We start from the raw sequence: 15,768 nt of genomic DNA, 5'->3' as shown, positions 1-15,768 counted from the left end.
GCGCACTTGCGGCGACCGGACGCTTCCCGTCATTGCGGCAACGATGAACCGATTGCCGGCCGGCGCATCCTGCACCGGCGTTCTTCCAGTACCGTCTTATGAAACCTCGAACTCACGCGCCGCCATGATGATCGCGGAGGCGCGCGCCTCGTCGAGGCCCTCGATGCCCAGCTCGATCAGCTCGTCGGTGGCCAGGTCCGCGAGATTCTCGCGGGTGACGATGCCGTGACGCGCCAGCTCGTAGCCCAGGTCGTCGCCGACCCCCTCGACCGAGAGCAGGTCGTCGGCCGGCTTGTGCTCCTCGATCTCCTCCTCCGCCGACAGCGCGTCGGTCAGCAGGGCGTCGCGGGCACGGGCACGCAGTTCCTCGACGATGTCCTCGTCGAAGCCCTCGATCGCCAGCAGCTCGGCGGTCGGCACGTAGGCGATCTCCTCGACCGTCGAGAAGCCCTCCTGCACCAGGATCTGGGCGATCTCGTTGTCCACTTCGAGCTTGGCCATGAACAGTTCCAGCGCGGCCGCCTGCTCGGACTCGGACTTGGCGCGCACCTGGTCGGCCGTCATGACGTTGAGCTGCCAGCCGGACAGCTTGCTGGCCAGGCGAACGTTCTGGCCGCCGCGGCCGATCGCCTGCGAGAGCTTGTCCTCGGCGACGGCGATGTCCATCGAGTGGCGCTCTTCGTCGACGATGATCGACTGGACCTCGGCCGGCGCCATCGCGTTGATGACGAACTGGGCCGGGTTGTCGTTCCACAACACGATGTCGATGCGCTCGCCGTTGAGCTCGTTCGACACCGCCTGGACGCGCGAGCCGCGCATGCCGATGCAGGCGCCGATCGGGTCGGTACGGCTGTCGTGCGCCAGCACGGCGATCTTGGCGCGGTCGCCCGCGTCACGGGCACAGGCCTTGATCTCGACCAGCCCCTGGCCGACCTCGGGCACCTCGAGCTTGAACAGCTCGATCATGAACTCCGGCGCGGTGCGCGAGACGAACAGCTGCGGGCCGCGCACTTCCGAACGCACGTCGAACAGGTAGCCGCGCACGCGGTCGCCGGCACGCACGGCCTCGCGCGGGATCGACTTGTCGCGCGGGATGAAGGCCTCGGTGTTGCCACCCAGGTCGAGATAGATGTTACCGCGCTCCACGCGCTTGACGACGCCGGTGATCAGCTCGCCGATACGGTCGCGGTAGGCGTCGACGATCTGCGCGCGCTCGGCCTCGCGGACGCGCTGCACGATCACCTGCTTGGCCGCCTGCGCCGCGATGCGGCCGAAGTCGGGGTTCTCGATCTGCTCCTCGACGAAGTCGCCCACGACCGAGCCGGGCTTCTCGTCCTCGGCGTCCATCAGGCGGATCTGCCGGTCGGGCGACTCCATGACGACGTCGTCGGCGACCACCTCCCAGCGGCGGAAGGTCTCGTAGTCACCGGTTTCCTTGTCGATCGAAACGCGGACTGCGACATCCTGATCCGGATAGCGCTTCTTGGCGGCGGAGGCCAGTGCGGCTTCCATCGCCTCGAAAATGACTTCCATCGGCACGCCCTTTTCGTTGGCGACCGCATCCACCACCAGCAACAATTCTTTGCTCATCGCTTCGTACTCCACCGGACGCCGGAAAACGCCGGACCGGAAATAAACATCAAGCCTTCTTCGCCTTCGTCGGCGCCTTGCCGCTGCCCTTGGGCTTGTCCGCGGGCGCGAGACCCAGCGCGACGTAGTCGGGCATCAACCGGGCACCTTGAATATTCGAATAGGCAATCGTCGCCTCGCCGCCGTCGACGGCCAGGACGATCGCCTCGTCACCTGCCGCCGCCAGCACTCCCTGGAACCGGCGCCGGCCGCCCACCGGCAGATTGACCGCGACCTTGACCCGCTCGCCGACGAAGCGCTGGAACTGCGCGGGCGTGAACAGCGGACGGTCGAGGCCGGGCGAGGACACTTCCAGCGTGTAGTGGCCCTTGATCGGATCGTCCACGTCCAGCGCCGCTGAAATCTCCCGGCTGGCCGCTTCGCAGTCGTCGACGGTGACCGGCCGGTCCGGCACGTCGATGTAGACGCGCAGAAGGCTGTTGCCGGCGCTGGGACGGTATTCGACCCCCCAGCATTCCAGTCCGAGATCGGCCACGATCGGCGCCAGCAGTTCGACCAGTTCCTCGTCTTTCACTTCGCGAGCATTACCACACGTTGAAGGATGCGCCGGACCGGAGCTGCGGCTCGGCGAGCCTGGGTACCGAAAACAAAAACGGGGCCGAGGCCCCGTTCCTTAAGTCCGCCGTTGTCTTGCATCCGATACATCGGCAACGTGCGCATCCTGCGCTCAGCAAAAAGGCCACCGTGGTGGCCCTTCGCTGAAGACCCTGGTAGCGGGGGCAGGATTTGAACCTGCGACCTTCGGGTTATGAGCCCGACGAGCTGCCAGACTGCTCCACCCCGCATCAGAGCCCGCTATTGTAGTCATCGCTCGCGGACAACACAAGCCTGTCTTTTACACGAGATTGAATCGCCGGTGACCGCCCCAAGAAAGCGGTTCCGACGTCAAAAATTCCAAAATGTCTCTGCCTGGCATAGACTTAGCCCCGCTTGAACAGCGATGGAGTGCGCTGCCATGAAATCTCTCGCCCTGGCCGTGCTGGCGGCGACTGCCGCTGCCGGAGCCGCGGCGGCCACATCGGTCCCCCTGCTCGACCGCAGCTTCGGACAGGACGGCGTGCTGCTGGTCACTCCGGTCAACCCGCCGCCGACGGCCGCCGCAGGTCTGCGCGCGGCCCGCGTCGGCACCGATGGATCGATCTTCCTCGCCGGCTCCGAGCACGGCCCGGACGGTCAGACCCGTCCGTATGTCGCCAAGCTGCTGCCGAACGGCCAGCCCGACCCGGGTTTCGGCAGCGGCGGAAGATTCGTCTTCGCGCTCGACCCGGCCCTCTACCCGTACGGGGCGAGCCTCGGCGATATCGCATTGCTGGGCGACGGGCGGATCGTCTTCGCCAGTGGCGTGCTGCTCGATATCTCGGGCGTTTCCGCCACTACATTGCTCGGCGTCCTGACGCCGTTCGGTCAACTCGACCCGTCTTTCGCGGGCGTCGGCTATCGGCGATTCGATTACGCAGCTTCGGGCGCTCAGCCCGCTGCCCTTACCTACAACGGACAACTCGCCGTCGACGCGGCCGACCGCATCCTGCTGAGCGCGCCCACCGGCGCGCCGGCGGCGGCGGTTGCGCGATTCCTGCCCGATGGCGCGCTCGATCCGGCCTATGGCGCCGCCGGCATCGCCTGGCTGCCGGCATCGACGAGCCTCGGACGCCTGCTGCTGGACGACACGGACGCCCTGCTGGTGGCCGGCGTCGAAAAGCCCGTGAACGCTCCCGGCCGCCTCGCCGTCGCGCGTCTGCTATCCAACGGCGCGCTGGACCTGGGTTTCGGTGGCGGACTGGCGACGATGGAGGTCGCCGCCAGCGCCTCGGACTTCCCGCAAGTCGGATCGCTGGCGCGCGACCGCACGGGCCGGATACTGGTCGGCCACGCCGTCATCTCGCTGACCAGCACGTCGTTCTCGCTGGATGCCGCCCGTTTCACGACCGCCGGGCAGCTCGACCCGCGCTTCAACGCGCAGCAGCAGCAGCCCGGCCACCCCGGCCTGGTCCGCATCGCGAACGACGCGGTCTGGATGGCCGGCACGTTCGCGTTCCCGACCGCCGATCGCAGGATCGTGGTGCTCGGGTCTTCGTATCGGGTAGCGGGGGCAGCGGGCCTCGCGTTCGCTCGCCTGCGCGAGGACGCGTCCAGCGATCCTTCCCTGCCCGCCGGCCCGGACGGGCCCGCCCATCTGATGCCGGTTCTCGGCCGGAGCGGCAACGACGACGGCGTGATCGATGCAGACCCGGACCCGCAAGGCCGACTGGTCGTCGCCGGCCAGACCCATGGCCCGCTCGGCGATTGCTATTTCGTCATGCGCCTGATCGGCGACCGGCTGTTTGCCGACGGGCACGAACCCGCGGCCCGGCCGATGCAGTGCCCGTCTCCCTGAGCCGCGACACGTAGTCGACCGGGACGGTCGCGGCGCAGTCGCACGTCGCGGACGTCAGGCGCCGAACGAGCGCCGGCACCAGTCGAACAGCGGACCCCAGGTCAGGCCCAGCGCCAGCAGCGCCAGCCCGTTGACCGACAACGCCCAGCGCATCGGCAGGTCGCGCGGCAGCAGCAGCGGCGCCGGATCGGCCGGCTCGTCGAAGTACATGACCTTGACGACGCGCAGGTAGTAGTAGAGACCGATGATCGCGAAGACGATCGCGACGATCGCCAGCCACAGCTGGCCGGCGTCGATCGCCGCCTTGAGCACCATCAGCTTGGCGAAGAAGCCGAACAGCGGTGGCACGCCCGCCAGCGAGAACATCACGATCGCCATGATCCCGGCGTACCACGGGTTGCGGCGATTGAGCCCCTTGAAATCCTCGATGTCGCCGGCCTCGAAGCCGGCGCGCGCCAGCAGCAGGATCATGCCGAACGCCACGGCCGCGGTGATCGCATAGCTGACCGCGTAGAACAGCGCCGCCGCGTAGCCGTCGGACGTGGCACCGACGAAGCCCAGCAGCAGGAAGCCGATGTGCGAGATCGTCGAATACGCCAGCAGGCGCTTGAGGTTGGTCTGCGCGATCGCGAAGATGTTGCCGACCGCCAGCGACAGCACGATCAGGAACGCCAGCATCTGCGTCCAGTGCGGCGCGAGCCCGCCCAGCCCCCCGTCCAGCAGGCGCCAGGCCATGCCGAAGGCGGCCAGCTTGGGTGCCGAGCCGATGAACAGCGTGACCGCCGTCGGGGCGCCCTGGTAGACGTCGGGCAGCCACATGTGGAACGGCGCAGCGCCGAGCTTGAACGCGACGCCGACCACCAGGAACACCAGGCCGACCGCGAGCAGGTTCGGGTGCTGCACCGTGTCGACCGCCGCGTGGATGCGCGACAGGTCCAGCGTGCCGGTCGCGCCGTAGATCATCGACATGCCGTAGAGCAGCAGGCCCGAGGCGAGCGCGCCCAGCACGAAGTACTTGATCGCCGCCTCGGAGGATTCCTTCGAGTCGCGATGCAGGGCGACCAGCGCATACGAGGACAGCGTCAGCAGCTCGAGGCCGAGGTAGACCATGACCAGGTTGCCGGCCGACACCAGCAGCAGCATGCCGAGCGTGGCGAACATGACCAGCAGGTAGAACTCGCCGACCAGCAGGTTGCGCTCGCGCAGATACTCCCGCCCGTAGACGAACGTCAGGCCGCTCAGCAGCAGGATGAACAGCTTGAGCACGGTGGCGACGGCATCGCGCTGGAACATGCCGCCGAAGGCCGTCCAGCCCTGCCCGGCTGCCGGCGCGTCGCGCCAGACCAGGGCCGCGGTCACCGCCAGGATCAGCAGCGCCAGCCAATGGGTGACGCCGCGCTGCCCGGGCTTCAGGAACAGGTCCACCAGCAGCAGCACGAACGTGGCGGCCAGCAGGAAGATCTCCGGCAGGATCACGAGAAAGTCGTTGGGATCGAACGCGGTCATGTTCATGCCTTGGACATCAGCAGCGTGCTGACGAGCTGTTGCACCGAGGTCTCCATCAGATCGGTCAGCGGCTTGGGCCAGATGCCGATCAGCAGCACGGCGGCGGCGAAGGCGCCGAGCACGATCCATTCGCGGCCATTGAGATCCTTGAGCTTGGCGACCTTGTCGCTGGTCACCTCGCCGAAGATCACCCGCTTGACCAGCCAGAGCGTATACGCGGCACCGATGATCAGCGTGAACGCGGCGACCAGGGCGATCCAGGCGTTGTCCTGGAACGCCGCCAGGATCACCATGAACTCGCCGACGAAGCCGCTGGTACCCGGCAGGCCGCAGTTGGCCATCGCGAACAGCACGAAGAACGTCGCATACCACGGCATCACGTTAACCACGCCGCCGTAGTCGCGGATCATGCGCGAGTGCAGCCGGTCGTAGAGCACGCCGATGCACGAGAACATCGCGCCGGACACGAAGCCGTGCGAGATCATCTGCACCATCGCGCCCTGCATGCCGAGCCGGGCCGCATCGGGATTGCCGTGCACGCGCACGAGCGCGAGCGCGATGAAGATGCCCAGCGTGACGAACGCCATGTGGGCGATCGACGAGTAGGCGATCAGCTTCTTCATGTCGTCCTGCACCAGGGCGACGTAGCCGATGTAGACCACCGCGATCAAGCTCATCGCGATGACCACCCAGGCGTAGTCCTGCGAGGCGTCGGGCACGATCGGCAGCGAGAAGCGGATGAAGCCGTAGCCGCCGACCTTCAGCATGATCGCCGCCAGCACCACCGAGCCGCCGGTCGGTGCCTCGACGTGGGCGTCGGGCAGCCAGGTGTGCACCGGCCACATCGGCACCTTGATCGCGAAGGCGATCAGGAACGCGAAGAATATCCAGAACTGCTCGCGCGTCCCCAGCCCGGCGTTGGCGAACGCCGCCATCGAGAACTCGCCGGTCTTCATGTGCAGGTAGATCAGCGCCACCAGCATGAAGATCGAGCCGAGGAACGTGTAGATGAAGAACTTCAGCGTCGCATAGACGCGCCGCGGGCCGCCCCAGACACCGATGATGATGAACATCGGGATCAGCATGCCCTCGAAGAACACGTAGAACAGCAGGGCGTCGGTGGCGGCGAACACGCCGATCAGCAGGCCCTCCAGCGCCAGCATCGCGGCCATGTACTGCGAGACGCGCTGCTCGATCGATCCCCACGAGCCGATCACGACGAGCACCGAGGTGAACGTGGTCAGCGCGATCAGCGCAACCGCGATGCCGTCCACGCCGAGTGCATAGTGGACCTTGAGGGCGTCGATCCACAGGTGCGACTCGACGAACTGCATCGTCGCCGGGCCGATCGCCGTCGCGTCGTAGCCGGTGTAGAGCGGAATGCTGAAGGCGAACGTCGCCAGCGCGACGAGCAGCGACAGCCAGCGCGCGGCGCCCGGACGGCTTCCGAGCGTGAGCACGGCGAGCGCGCCGACGATCGGCAGCCAGATCAGGATGCTGAGCAGGGGCCAGTGTGGAGCCATGATGGTCGTCGTCCCGTCCGTTCAGCCGGTCGTCCGCGCGAGGAACCACCCGAGCCAGCCCAGCAGCAGGACCAGTCCGAGGATCATCGCGAACGCGTAGTGGTAGAGATAGCCCGATTGCAGCCAGCGCACGGTGGCCGCGATGCGCGCGACGAGCCCGGCCGAGCCGTTCACGACGACGCCGTCGATCACCGCCGCATCGCCGGCCTTCCACAGACCCCGGCCGAGCGCCAGTCCGCCGCGTGCGAACACCGCCTGGTACAGCTCGTCGATCCAGTACTTGTTCGAGAGCAGGTTGTAGACCGGGCGCAGCGCCTTGGCCGCGCGGTCGGCGATGCCCGGATTGAACAGCCAGACGTAGGTCGCCACCACGAAGCCGGCCAGCGCGATCCAGAACGGCGGCGCCATCAGGCCGTGCAGCACGAACGCGACGACGCCGTGGTAGCCGTGCTTGAGCTCGCCGATCACGTCGTTGGCCGGCGCGACGTGGATCGCGCGGCCGAAGAAGTCGCCGAACAGCATCGATCCGATCGCCAGGCCGCCGATGACGATCGACGGGATCGCCAGCAGGACCAGCGGCAGCGTGACCACCCACGGGGTCTCGTGCGGCGCGTGCTCCAGGTGGCCCGGCGCGTGGTGGTGCGGATCATGATGGCCGTGGCCGTGCGACGCCTCCACGACGAAGCGTTCCTTGCCGTGGAACGTCAGGTAGAGCAGCCGGAAGCTGTAGAGCGCGGTCACGAACACGCCGGCCATCACGCAGAAGTACGCGTAGCCCGCGCCGAACCGGTGCGATTCGTGGACCGCCTCGATGATCGCGTCCTTCGAGAAGAACCCCGAGAAGAACGGCGCGCCGGCCAGGGCCAGCGACCCGATCCACATCGTGATCCAGGTGACCGGCATGTACTTGCGCAGGCCGCCCATGTGGCGCATGTCCTGCTCGTGGTGCATCGCGATGATGACCGAGCCCGCGCCCAGGAACAGCAGCGCCTTGAAGAAGGCGTGGGTCATCAGGTGGAACACCGCGGCCGAATAGGCCGAGACGCCCAGCGCGACCGTCATGTAGCCCAGCTGCGACAGCGTCGAATAGGCGACCACGCGCTTGATGTCGTTCTGGACGATGCCGATCAGGCCGGTGAACAGCGCGGTCGTCGCACCGATCACCAGGACCACCGACAGCGCCACCTCCGACAGCTCGTACAGCGGCGACATGCGCGCGACCATGAAGATGCCGGCGGTGACCATCGTCGCGGCGTGGATCAGCGCCGAGATCGGCGTCGGGCCTTCCATCGAGTCGGGCAGCCACACGTGCAGCGGCACCTGGGCGGACTTGCCCATCGCGCCGACGAACAGGCAGATGCACACGATCGTGGCGACGTGCCAGGGATGGCCGGCGACCAGCTCGACCGTGCGCAGGCCGATGTCGTTGGTCGGATTGGTCGCGATCATGAAGACCGTCGAGTAGTCCAGCGAACCGAACCAGAACAGCACGCCGGCGATGCCGAGCAGGAAACCGAAGTCGCCGACGCGGTTGACCAGGAACGCTTTCATGTTGGCGAAGATCGCCGTCGGCCGCTTGAACCAGAAGCCGATCAGCAGGTACGACACCAGGCCGACCGCCTCCCAGCCGAAGAACAGCTGCAGGAAGTTGTTGCTCATGACCAGCATGAGCATCGAGAACGTGAACAGCGAGATGTACGAGAAGAAGCGCTGGTAGCCCGGATCCTCGTGCATGTAGCCGATCGTGTAGATATGCACCAGCAGCGACACGAACGTGACGACGACCATCATCATCGCGGTCAGCCGGTCCACCAGGAACCCGACGTGCGCCCCGATCTCGCCGACCTGGAACCAGGTGTAGAGGTTCTGGTTGAACGTCGCCGCCCCGCCCCAGAGCAGCTGGTACAGGACGTAGATCGACAGCGCGCAGCTCAGCGCCACGCCGGCGATCGTCACCGTATGCGCGCCGGCCCGGCCGATCTGGCGGCCGAACAGGCCGGCCAGGACCGCGCCCAGGAGCGGCGCCAGCACGATGGCGAGAAGGATGCCTTTCGAAAGTACCATCGGGTCAGCCCTTCATGCTGTCGATTTCGGTGACGTTGATCGTCGCGCGGTTGCGGAACAGCACGACGAGGATCGCCAGCCCGATCGCCGCCTCGGCGGCCGCCACGGTGAGGATGAAGAACACGAACACCTGGCCGGCCGCGTCGCCGAGGTAGCGCGAGAACGCGATGAAGTTGGTGTTGACCGCCAGCAGCATCAGCTCGATGCACATCAGCAGCACGATGACGTTCTTGCGGTTGACGAAGATGCCCGCCACCGCGACGCAGAAGAGGACCGCGCCGACGATCAGGTAGTGGTCCAGCGTGATCATGGCGAGCGCTCCCCCTGGGTATCGGCGGCCATCTTGACCAGCCGGATGCGGTCCTCGCGCCGTACGCGCACCTGCCGTGAAGGATTCTGGGTCTTGAGCCCGGCACGGCGGCGCAGCGTCAGCGGGATCGCCGCGATCAGGCCGACGGTGAGGATCAGCGCGGCGACCTCGAACGGCAGCAGGTATTCGCTGAACAGCACGCGGGCGACCCATTCCACGTTCGACACGCCGGCCTCGGCGGCCGGATCGGGACCGGCCACGATCTTGAGCGCACGCACGCCGGCCAGCGCGACGATCTCGACCAGCATGATGACCGCGACGCCGATGCCGACCGGGAGCAGGCGCATGGTGCCTTCACGCAACGGGGCGATGTCCACGTCGAGCATCATCACCACGAACAGGAACAACACCATCACGGCGCCGACGTAGACCAGCACCAGCGCGATCGCCAGGAACTCCGCGTCGGCCAGCAGCCAGAGGCAGGCGGTCGAGAAGAACGTCAGCACGAGGCACAACGCGGCGTGCACCGGCTGGCGCACGCTGATGACGGCGAGCGCCGCCAGCACCGTCACCGCGGCGAAACCGTAGAAGCAGAGCGTTTGGAACGTCACTGGATGGTCTCCTCGCCGCTCACCGGAACGCCGCGTCCTGAGCCCGTGCAGCGGCGATCTCGGCCTCGAAGCGGTCGCCGATCGCCAGCAGCTGCGGCTTGGTCACGATGTTCTCGCCACGTTTCTCGAAGTGGTACTCATGGACGTGCGTCTCGACGATCGAGTCGACCGGGCAGCTTTCCTCGCAGAAGCCGCAGAAGATGCACTTGAAGAGATCGATGTCGTAGCGCGTCGTCCGGCGCGTGCCGTCCTCGCGCGCCGCCGAGTCGATCGTGATCGCCAGCGCCGGACACACCGCCTCGCACAGCTTGCAGGCGATGCAGCGCTCCTCGCCGTTCGGATAGCGGCGCAGCGCGTGCAGGCCGCGGAAGCGGTTGGACTTGGGGATGTGCTCTTCCGGATAGCGCATCGTGTACTTGGGCTTGTACATGTAGCGCAGCGTCAGCCACAGGCCGCCGAGCAGCTCCAGCAGCAGCAGACTCTTGAAGTAACCGATGATTCTGTTCATGGCTTGCGTGTCCTGGGGCTCGCTCATGCGCCGACCGTCACCCAACCGAAGTACTTGAGGCACGCCGCGACCATCACCCATACCAGCGTGATCGGCACGAAGACCTTCCAGCCCAGGCGCATGATCTGGTCGTAGCGGTAGCGCGGGAACGTGGCGCGGAACCACAGGTAGCAGTTGGCGAAGAAGAACGCCTTGGCGAACAGCCAGATCCAGCTCGGCGCGCCCAGGAAGCCCCACGACTGCGGGAACGGCGACAGCCAGCCGCCGAGGAACAGCACCGGCGCCAGGAACGCGATCAGGATCATGTTCGCGTATTCGGCGAGGAAGAAGATCGCGAACGCCGAACCGGAATATTCCACGTGGAAGCCCGCCACGATCTCCGACTCGCCCTCGGCGACGTCGAACGGCGCGCGATTGGTCTCGGCCACGCCGGAAATGAAGTAGATCACGAACATCGGCAGCAGCGGCCACATGAACCAGTCGGCGATGCCGTGCGGGCCGGACTGCGCCTGTACGATCGCCGAGAGGTTGAGGCTGCCGGCCAGGACCAGCACGCTGACCAGCGAGAAGCCCATCGCGATCTCGTAGGAGATCGTCTGCGCCGCCGCGCGCATCGCGCCGAGCATCGCGTAGCGGGAATTGGAGGCCCAGCCGGCGATGATGATGCCGTACACGCCCATCGAGGTCATCGCCAGCAGGAACAGCAAGCCGGCGTTGACGTTGGCGAGCACGAGTCCGTCGTCGAACGGGATCACCGCCCAGGCCGCGAACGCCGGCACCAGGGCGATCAGCGGCGCGAGGTAGAACAGCGCCTTGTTCGCCTTCGACGGGCGCACCACTTCCTTGAACAGCAGCTTGAAGACGTCGGCGAACGCCTGCAGCAGGCCGAAGGGACCGATCTGGTTCGGCCCCATGCGGACATGCATCCAGCCGATCACCTTGCGTTCCCAATAGACGAACATCGCGACGGCGACGATCAGCGGCACGGCGACCGCCAGGATCTTGAGCACCGTCCACACGACCAGGCCCAGGTCGCCGAAGGCGAGGAAGAATTCACGCAGCAGGTCGGTCACGCGTCAGACCCTCGCAATCGACAGGACGGCACCGTGGGCCGGCAGGCCCGCGGTTTCGGCATAGCCCGCTTCCACCCACACCGCGCCGCGCGGCACCTGCGTCGTCAGCTCCACCGGCAGGATGGTGCCCTCGACGCGTGCCGAACCGCCCTGCCCGATGCCGAGCGCGAGCGCATCCTCCGGATGCAGGGCAAAGACCGGCCCGCGGCTGAGCGGATGGGCATTGAGTGCAGGCGCCCGGCGCAGCACGGCGTCGCCGCGGTAGATGGCGGTGGTCGCGATGCGGACCAGCCCGCCGGGTACCGTGGCGGACGCCGGCGCATCGGCCAGGCGGCCGTTGGTGACGCGCGGGGCCGCCGGCACCAGCCGGGCCCGCACGTCGGCGATGTCGACGAAATCGAAGCCGGCGACACCCAGCGTGGCGCCGAGCGCGCGCAGCACGCGCCAGCCCGGACGCGCCTCGCCGGGCAGCTTCGCCCCCGGCGAAACAACTTGGTCGACGCCGTCGAGATTGGTCAGCGTCGCATCGATTTCCGGCAGCAGCCCGATCGGCAGGATCACGTCGGCTACCTGCTTGAGCGTCTCGCTGGCATAGGCCGAGAACGCCACGACGGTCTCGGCGGCGGCCAGCGTGCGCCAGGCGGCCGCATCGGCCAGGTCGAGCGGCGACTCGATGCCGTACACGAGGTAGGCCTTGCGCGAGGAGGCCAGCATCGCGCGGGCATCCAGGCCGTCGGCGTCCGGAAGCACGCCGTGGGCGGCGAGCCCGACCGCATTGGCACCGAGCGGAATCTCGTTGCAGGCGGCGCCGGTGGCGGCGGCGATGAACCGTGCCGCAGCGCGCAGACGCGATGCCTGCGGATGGATGGTCGCCGTCTCGCCGACGACGACCACGGCCGAATGAGCCTCGGCCAGGCTGCGCGCCAGCGCGACCGCGGCCTCGTCGGCGGTGCGACCCGCGAGCGCCTGCGCCAACGCGCCCTCCCCGGGCGGGTGACCGGCGTCATTGACGGCCTTGGCGAGGTCGAACAGCGCGTCCGTCAGCGCCGCGGGCGAGACGATGCGCTTGCTCGCCAGCGGATAGGTCGCCTCGAAATCGAGCGAGCCGATCAGGTGGACCTTGGCGCCGCGCCGGGCCGCCTTGCGCAGGCGCGCGTTCAGCAGCGGCAGTTCGCTGCGCGGGTTGCAACCGACCAGGACGACGACGTCGGCCTGCTCGATCTGCGCGAACGGGCGGCCGAACGGCACCGCGGCCGCGCCATCGGCCAGGTCGAGCTGGCGCAGCCGGTGATCGATCGAACGGCTGCCAAGCCCGCGTACCAGCCCGGCCAGCAGGTGGCCCTCCTCGTTGGAGGTGGCCGGATGGACCAGCGCGCCGAGCGCATCGCCCGCGTGACGCTTGAGCGCAGCCGCGGCGACGGCGAGCGCGTCGTCCCATTCGACCTCGGTCCAGGCGCCGTTGCGCTTGACCTGCGGCTTCTTCGCACGATCGGCCGCGTAGAGCCCCTCGTGGCCGTAGCGGTCGCGGTCGGACAGCCAGCATTCGTTGACCGCCTCGTTGTCGCGCGGCACCGTGCGCAGCACTTCGCCGCGGCGCGTGTGCAGCCAGAGGTTCGAGCCGAGCGCATCGTGGTAGGCGATCGATTCGCGCGCGATCAGCTCCCAGGCGCGCGCACGGAAGCGGAAGGGCTTGTTCGTCAGCGCGCCGACCGGGCAGACGTCGATGACGTTGCCGGACAGCTCGCTCATCAGCGGCTTGCCGACATAGGTGCCGATCTGCAGGCGCTCGCCGCGCTCCATGCCGCCCAGCTCGTAGGTGCCGGCGACCTCGGACATCACGCGCACGCAGCGCGTGCACTGGATGCAGCGGGTCATCTCGGTCTGCACCAGCGGACCGAGGTCCTCGTCCGGCACGACGCGCTTGCGCTCGGCGAACCGGCTGACCGAACGGCCGTAGCCCATCGACAGGTCCTGCAGCTCGCACTCGCCGCCCTGGTCGCAGATCGGGCAGTCCAGCGGATGGTTGATCAGCAGGAACTCCATCACGTTGCGCTGCGCCGACAGCGCGCGCTGCGACTGCGTGAAGATCTTCATGCCGTCGGCGACCGGCGTGGCACAGGCCGGCTGCGGCTTGGGCATCGGCCGGCCGCCCATCTCGACCTCGACCATGCACATGCGGCAGTTGGCGGCGATCGGCAGCTTCTCGTGGTAGCAGAAGCGCGGAATCGCGATGCCGGCCTTGTCGGCGGCGGCGATGATCATCGAGCCTTTCGGCACGGCCATCGACTGGCCGTCGATCTCGATCGAGACATGATCCGGCGGCAGGCTCGGATCGGCGGGCTGGGCGCTCATGCCGCCACCTCCAGCTGGGCATCGACGATCGACCGGCCGTTCTCGATGTAGTACTCGAACTCGTGCCAGAAGTGACGAAGGAATCCCTGCACCGGCCAGGCGGCCGCCTCGCCGAACGCACAGATCGTATGGCCCTCGATCTGGCCGGCCGCGGCCTTGAGCATGTCCAGGTCGCCGATCGCGGCCTTGCCCTCGACGATGCGCGTCAGCAGGCGGTACATCCAGCCGGTGCCTTCGCGGCACGGCGTGCACTGGCCGCAGCTTTCCTTGAAGTAGAAGCGCGCGATGCGCTGGCAGGCACGCACCATGCAAGTGGTCTCGTCCATGACGATGACCGCGCCGGACCCGAGGCCCGAACCGGCCTTCTGGATCGCGTCGTAGTCCATCGTCAGGCCCATCATCGTCTCGGCCGGCAGCACCGGCATCGACGAGCCGCCGGGGATCACCGCCTTGAGCGTGCGGCCGCCGCGCATGCCGCCGGCCATCTCCAGCAGCTCGGAGAACGGCGTGCCCAGCCGGATCTCGTAGTTGCCCGGCTTGGCGACGTGACCGGACACCGAGAAGATCTTCGGGCCGCCGTTGTTGGGCTTGCCCTGCGCCAGGAACCAGTCCGCGCCCTTGCGCAGGATCGCCGGCACGGAGGCGTAGGTCTCGGTGTTGTTGATCGTGGTCGGCCGGCCGAACAGGCCGAAATTGGCCGGGAACGGCGGCTTGAAGCGCGGCTGGCCCTTCTTGCCTTCCAGCGACTCCATCAGCGCGGTTTCCTCACCGCAGATGTAGGCGCCCGCGCCGAGTGCGGTGTGGATGTCGACGTCGATGCCGCTGCCCTGGATGTCCTTGCCGAGCAGGCCGGCCGCGTAGGCTTCCTTCAGCGCCGCCTCGAAGTGCTCGAACGGCTCGTGATGGAACTCGCCGCGCAGGTAGTTGTAGGCCACTGTCGATCCGGTGCAGTAGCAGGCAATCGCCAGCCCCTCGATCACCGCATGCGGGTTGAAGCGCAGGATGTCGCGGTCCTTGCAGGTGCCCGGCTCGGACTCGTCGGAATTGCACAGGATGTACTTCTGCCCCGGCGCCGTGCGCGGCATGAACGACCACTTCAGGCCCGTCGGGAAGCCGGCGCCGCCACGGCCGCGCAGCGAGGACTTCTTGATCTCCTCGATCAGGGCCGCCGGGTCGGGCTTCTCGGCGAGGATCTTCTTCCACGCCTGCCAGCCGTCCACCTTCAGATAGGTGTCCAGCGTCCACGGCTGCGCGTGGTGGAGGGTCGTGTAGACGACCTGATGTTCCTGCGGTGCGGGACCGTAACTCATTGCCATGCCTCAGGAAGTGCTCTTCGCTCGCGCACAGACGAGCGCCTGCAGGTTGCTCTGCCAGCCGGTCTGCGCCGGCCCGAACAGATAGGTCTCGCCAGGGCCGCCCTGGTACTTGATCTTCTGCTTTCCACCGGCGATCTCCGCCGCCAGCACCGATCCGTTCACCGTGCGCAGCGGCTCCGCGCCGGCGCAGGAGTAGTACTCGGCGGCGATCTCGCTGTCGTAGCGCATGCTCTCCTGCGCGCTGGCGGACAGCACGGCCCGTCGCGTCGCCACGTAGAACGGCCCCGCCAAAGCGTTGCCGTCGGCATCCTTGGCGTCGGCGACGTCGACCGCGCGCACCGAATCCAGGTCGACCTCCAGACGCGCATCGGCATCCCAGAACGCCTGGTCGGTGTCCTCGATCCGGGTCCAGTTTTCGGCCTGGGCCGGCGCACCGAGAAGCGCGCAGGAAAAAATCATGAATGTGGCGAAGGCTTTCATG

Annotated in this window: 13 protein-coding genes and 1 tRNA gene; 1 reads left to right on the top strand and 13 read right to left on the bottom strand. The window is 67.6% G+C overall.

Going from position 1 to position 15,768, the window contains the following annotated elements:
- Nucleotides 1–96: 96 nt before the first annotated feature.
- The 3 genes from nusA to I596_RS06230 form a co-directional block, all read right to left on the bottom strand.
- The gene (gene nusA, locus I596_RS06240) at nt 97–1,590 is read right to left on the bottom strand and encodes a transcription termination factor NusA (RefSeq protein ID WP_067651523.1); all 1,494 of its coding nucleotides are present in this window, start codon (nt 1,588–1,590) and stop codon (nt 97–99) included.
- 49 nt (nt 1,591–1,639) lie between these two features.
- Entirely contained in the window at nt 1,640–2,164 is a 525-nt protein-coding gene (gene rimP / locus I596_RS06235) for a ribosome maturation factor RimP (RefSeq protein WP_067645550.1), read from the bottom strand.
- A gap of 194 nt (nt 2,165–2,358) precedes the next feature.
- A tRNA-Met gene (locus tag I596_RS06230) sits at nt 2,359–2,435 on the bottom strand.
- A gap of 170 nt (nt 2,436–2,605) precedes the next feature.
- Between I596_RS06230 and I596_RS06225 the strand changes: the two genes are divergently transcribed.
- The gene (locus I596_RS06225) at nt 2,606–4,024 is read left to right on the top strand and encodes a delta-60 repeat domain-containing protein (RefSeq protein WP_067645548.1); all 1,419 of its coding nucleotides are present in this window, start codon (nt 2,606–2,608) and stop codon (nt 4,022–4,024) included.
- A gap of 54 nt (nt 4,025–4,078) precedes the next feature.
- Here the strand turns inward: I596_RS06225 and nuoN are convergent, their stop codons facing one another.
- The 10 genes from nuoN to I596_RS06175 are packed head-to-tail and all read right to left on the bottom strand — an operon-like array spanning nt 4,079 to nt 15,767.
- On the bottom strand, nt 4,079–5,536 hold the full coding sequence (gene nuoN, locus I596_RS06220) for an NADH-quinone oxidoreductase subunit NuoN (RefSeq protein ID WP_425478791.1): 1,458 nt from the start codon (nt 5,534–5,536) through the stop codon (nt 4,079–4,081).
- Entirely contained in the window at nt 5,533–7,053 is a 1,521-nt protein-coding gene (locus tag I596_RS06215; protein ID WP_067645543.1) for an NADH-quinone oxidoreductase subunit M, read from the bottom strand. The genes nuoN and I596_RS06215 overlap by 4 nt, the downstream gene beginning before the upstream one ends.
- Before the next feature lie 21 nt (nt 7,054–7,074).
- The gene (gene nuoL / locus I596_RS06210) at nt 7,075–9,117 is read right to left on the bottom strand and encodes an NADH-quinone oxidoreductase subunit L (RefSeq protein WP_067645541.1); all 2,043 of its coding nucleotides are present in this window, start codon (nt 9,115–9,117) and stop codon (nt 7,075–7,077) included.
- A 4-nt stretch (nt 9,118–9,121) separates the two neighbouring features.
- A complete protein-coding gene (gene nuoK, locus I596_RS06205) occupies nt 9,122–9,427 on the bottom strand; it encodes an NADH-quinone oxidoreductase subunit NuoK (RefSeq protein WP_067645540.1) in 306 nt (101 codons plus the stop codon).
- Nucleotides 9,424–10,038, bottom strand: a complete 615-nt coding sequence (locus I596_RS06200; RefSeq protein ID WP_067645539.1) for an NADH-quinone oxidoreductase subunit J — start codon at nt 10,036–10,038, stop codon at nt 9,424–9,426. Before I596_RS06200 ends, nuoK begins: the two co-directional genes overlap by 4 nt.
- A 19-nt stretch (nt 10,039–10,057) precedes the next feature.
- The gene (gene nuoI, locus I596_RS06195; protein ID WP_067651521.1) at nt 10,058–10,546 is read right to left on the bottom strand and encodes an NADH-quinone oxidoreductase subunit NuoI; all 489 of its coding nucleotides are present in this window, start codon (nt 10,544–10,546) and stop codon (nt 10,058–10,060) included.
- A gap of 23 nt (nt 10,547–10,569) precedes the next feature.
- Entirely contained in the window at nt 10,570–11,610 is a 1,041-nt protein-coding gene (gene nuoH, locus I596_RS06190; RefSeq protein WP_223303955.1) for an NADH-quinone oxidoreductase subunit NuoH, read from the bottom strand.
- 12 nt (nt 11,611–11,622) lie between these two features.
- Complete coding sequence (gene nuoG, locus I596_RS06185) at nt 11,623–13,971, bottom strand: NADH-quinone oxidoreductase subunit NuoG (protein ID WP_067645537.1); 2,349 nt, start codon at nt 13,969–13,971, stop codon at nt 11,623–11,625.
- Nucleotides 13,968–15,281, bottom strand: a complete 1,314-nt coding sequence (gene nuoF, locus I596_RS06180) for an NADH-quinone oxidoreductase subunit NuoF (RefSeq protein ID WP_067645535.1) — start codon at nt 15,279–15,281, stop codon at nt 13,968–13,970. The genes nuoG and nuoF overlap by 4 nt, the downstream gene beginning before the upstream one ends.
- A gap of 9 nt (nt 15,282–15,290) precedes the next feature.
- Entirely contained in the window at nt 15,291–15,767 is a 477-nt protein-coding gene (locus tag I596_RS06175; RefSeq protein ID WP_067645533.1) for a hypothetical protein, read from the bottom strand.
- Between the last annotated feature and the right edge of the window lies 1 nt (nt 15,768).

The sequence above is a fragment of the Dokdonella koreensis DS-123 genome, assembly GCF_001632775.1.
In the GTDB taxonomy this organism is placed as follows: Bacteria; Pseudomonadota; Gammaproteobacteria; order Xanthomonadales; family Rhodanobacteraceae; genus Dokdonella; species Dokdonella koreensis.
This window is presented reverse-complemented; position numbering and strand designations above follow the sequence as displayed.

Coding starts and splice junctions, on each gene's coding strand:
- I596_RS06225 (WP_067645548.1), top strand. CDS start 2,606: ATGAAATCTCTCGCCCTGGCCGTGCTGGCGGCGACTGCCGCTGCCGGA.
- nuoF (WP_067645535.1), bottom strand. CDS start 15,281: ATGAGTTACGGTCCCGCACCGCAGGAACATCAGGTCGTCTACACGACC.
- nuoK (WP_067645540.1), bottom strand. CDS start 9,427: ATGATCACGCTGGACCACTACCTGATCGTCGGCGCGGTCCTCTTCTGC.
- I596_RS06175 (WP_067645533.1), bottom strand. CDS start 15,767: ATGAAAGCCTTCGCCACATTCATGATTTTTTCCTGCGCGCTTCTCGGT.
- nusA (WP_067651523.1), bottom strand. CDS start 1,590: ATGAGCAAAGAATTGTTGCTGGTGGTGGATGCGGTCGCCAACGAAAAG.
- nuoN (WP_425478791.1), bottom strand. CDS start 5,536: ATGAACATGACCGCGTTCGATCCCAACGACTTTCTCGTGATCCTGCCG.
- nuoG (WP_067645537.1), bottom strand. CDS start 13,971: ATGAGCGCCCAGCCCGCCGATCCGAGCCTGCCGCCGGATCATGTCTCG.
- nuoI (WP_067651521.1), bottom strand. CDS start 10,546: ATGAACAGAATCATCGGTTACTTCAAGAGTCTGCTGCTGCTGGAGCTG.
- I596_RS06215 (WP_067645543.1), bottom strand. CDS start 7,053: ATGGCTCCACACTGGCCCCTGCTCAGCATCCTGATCTGGCTGCCGATC.
- nuoL (WP_067645541.1), bottom strand. CDS start 9,117: ATGGTACTTTCGAAAGGCATCCTTCTCGCCATCGTGCTGGCGCCGCTC.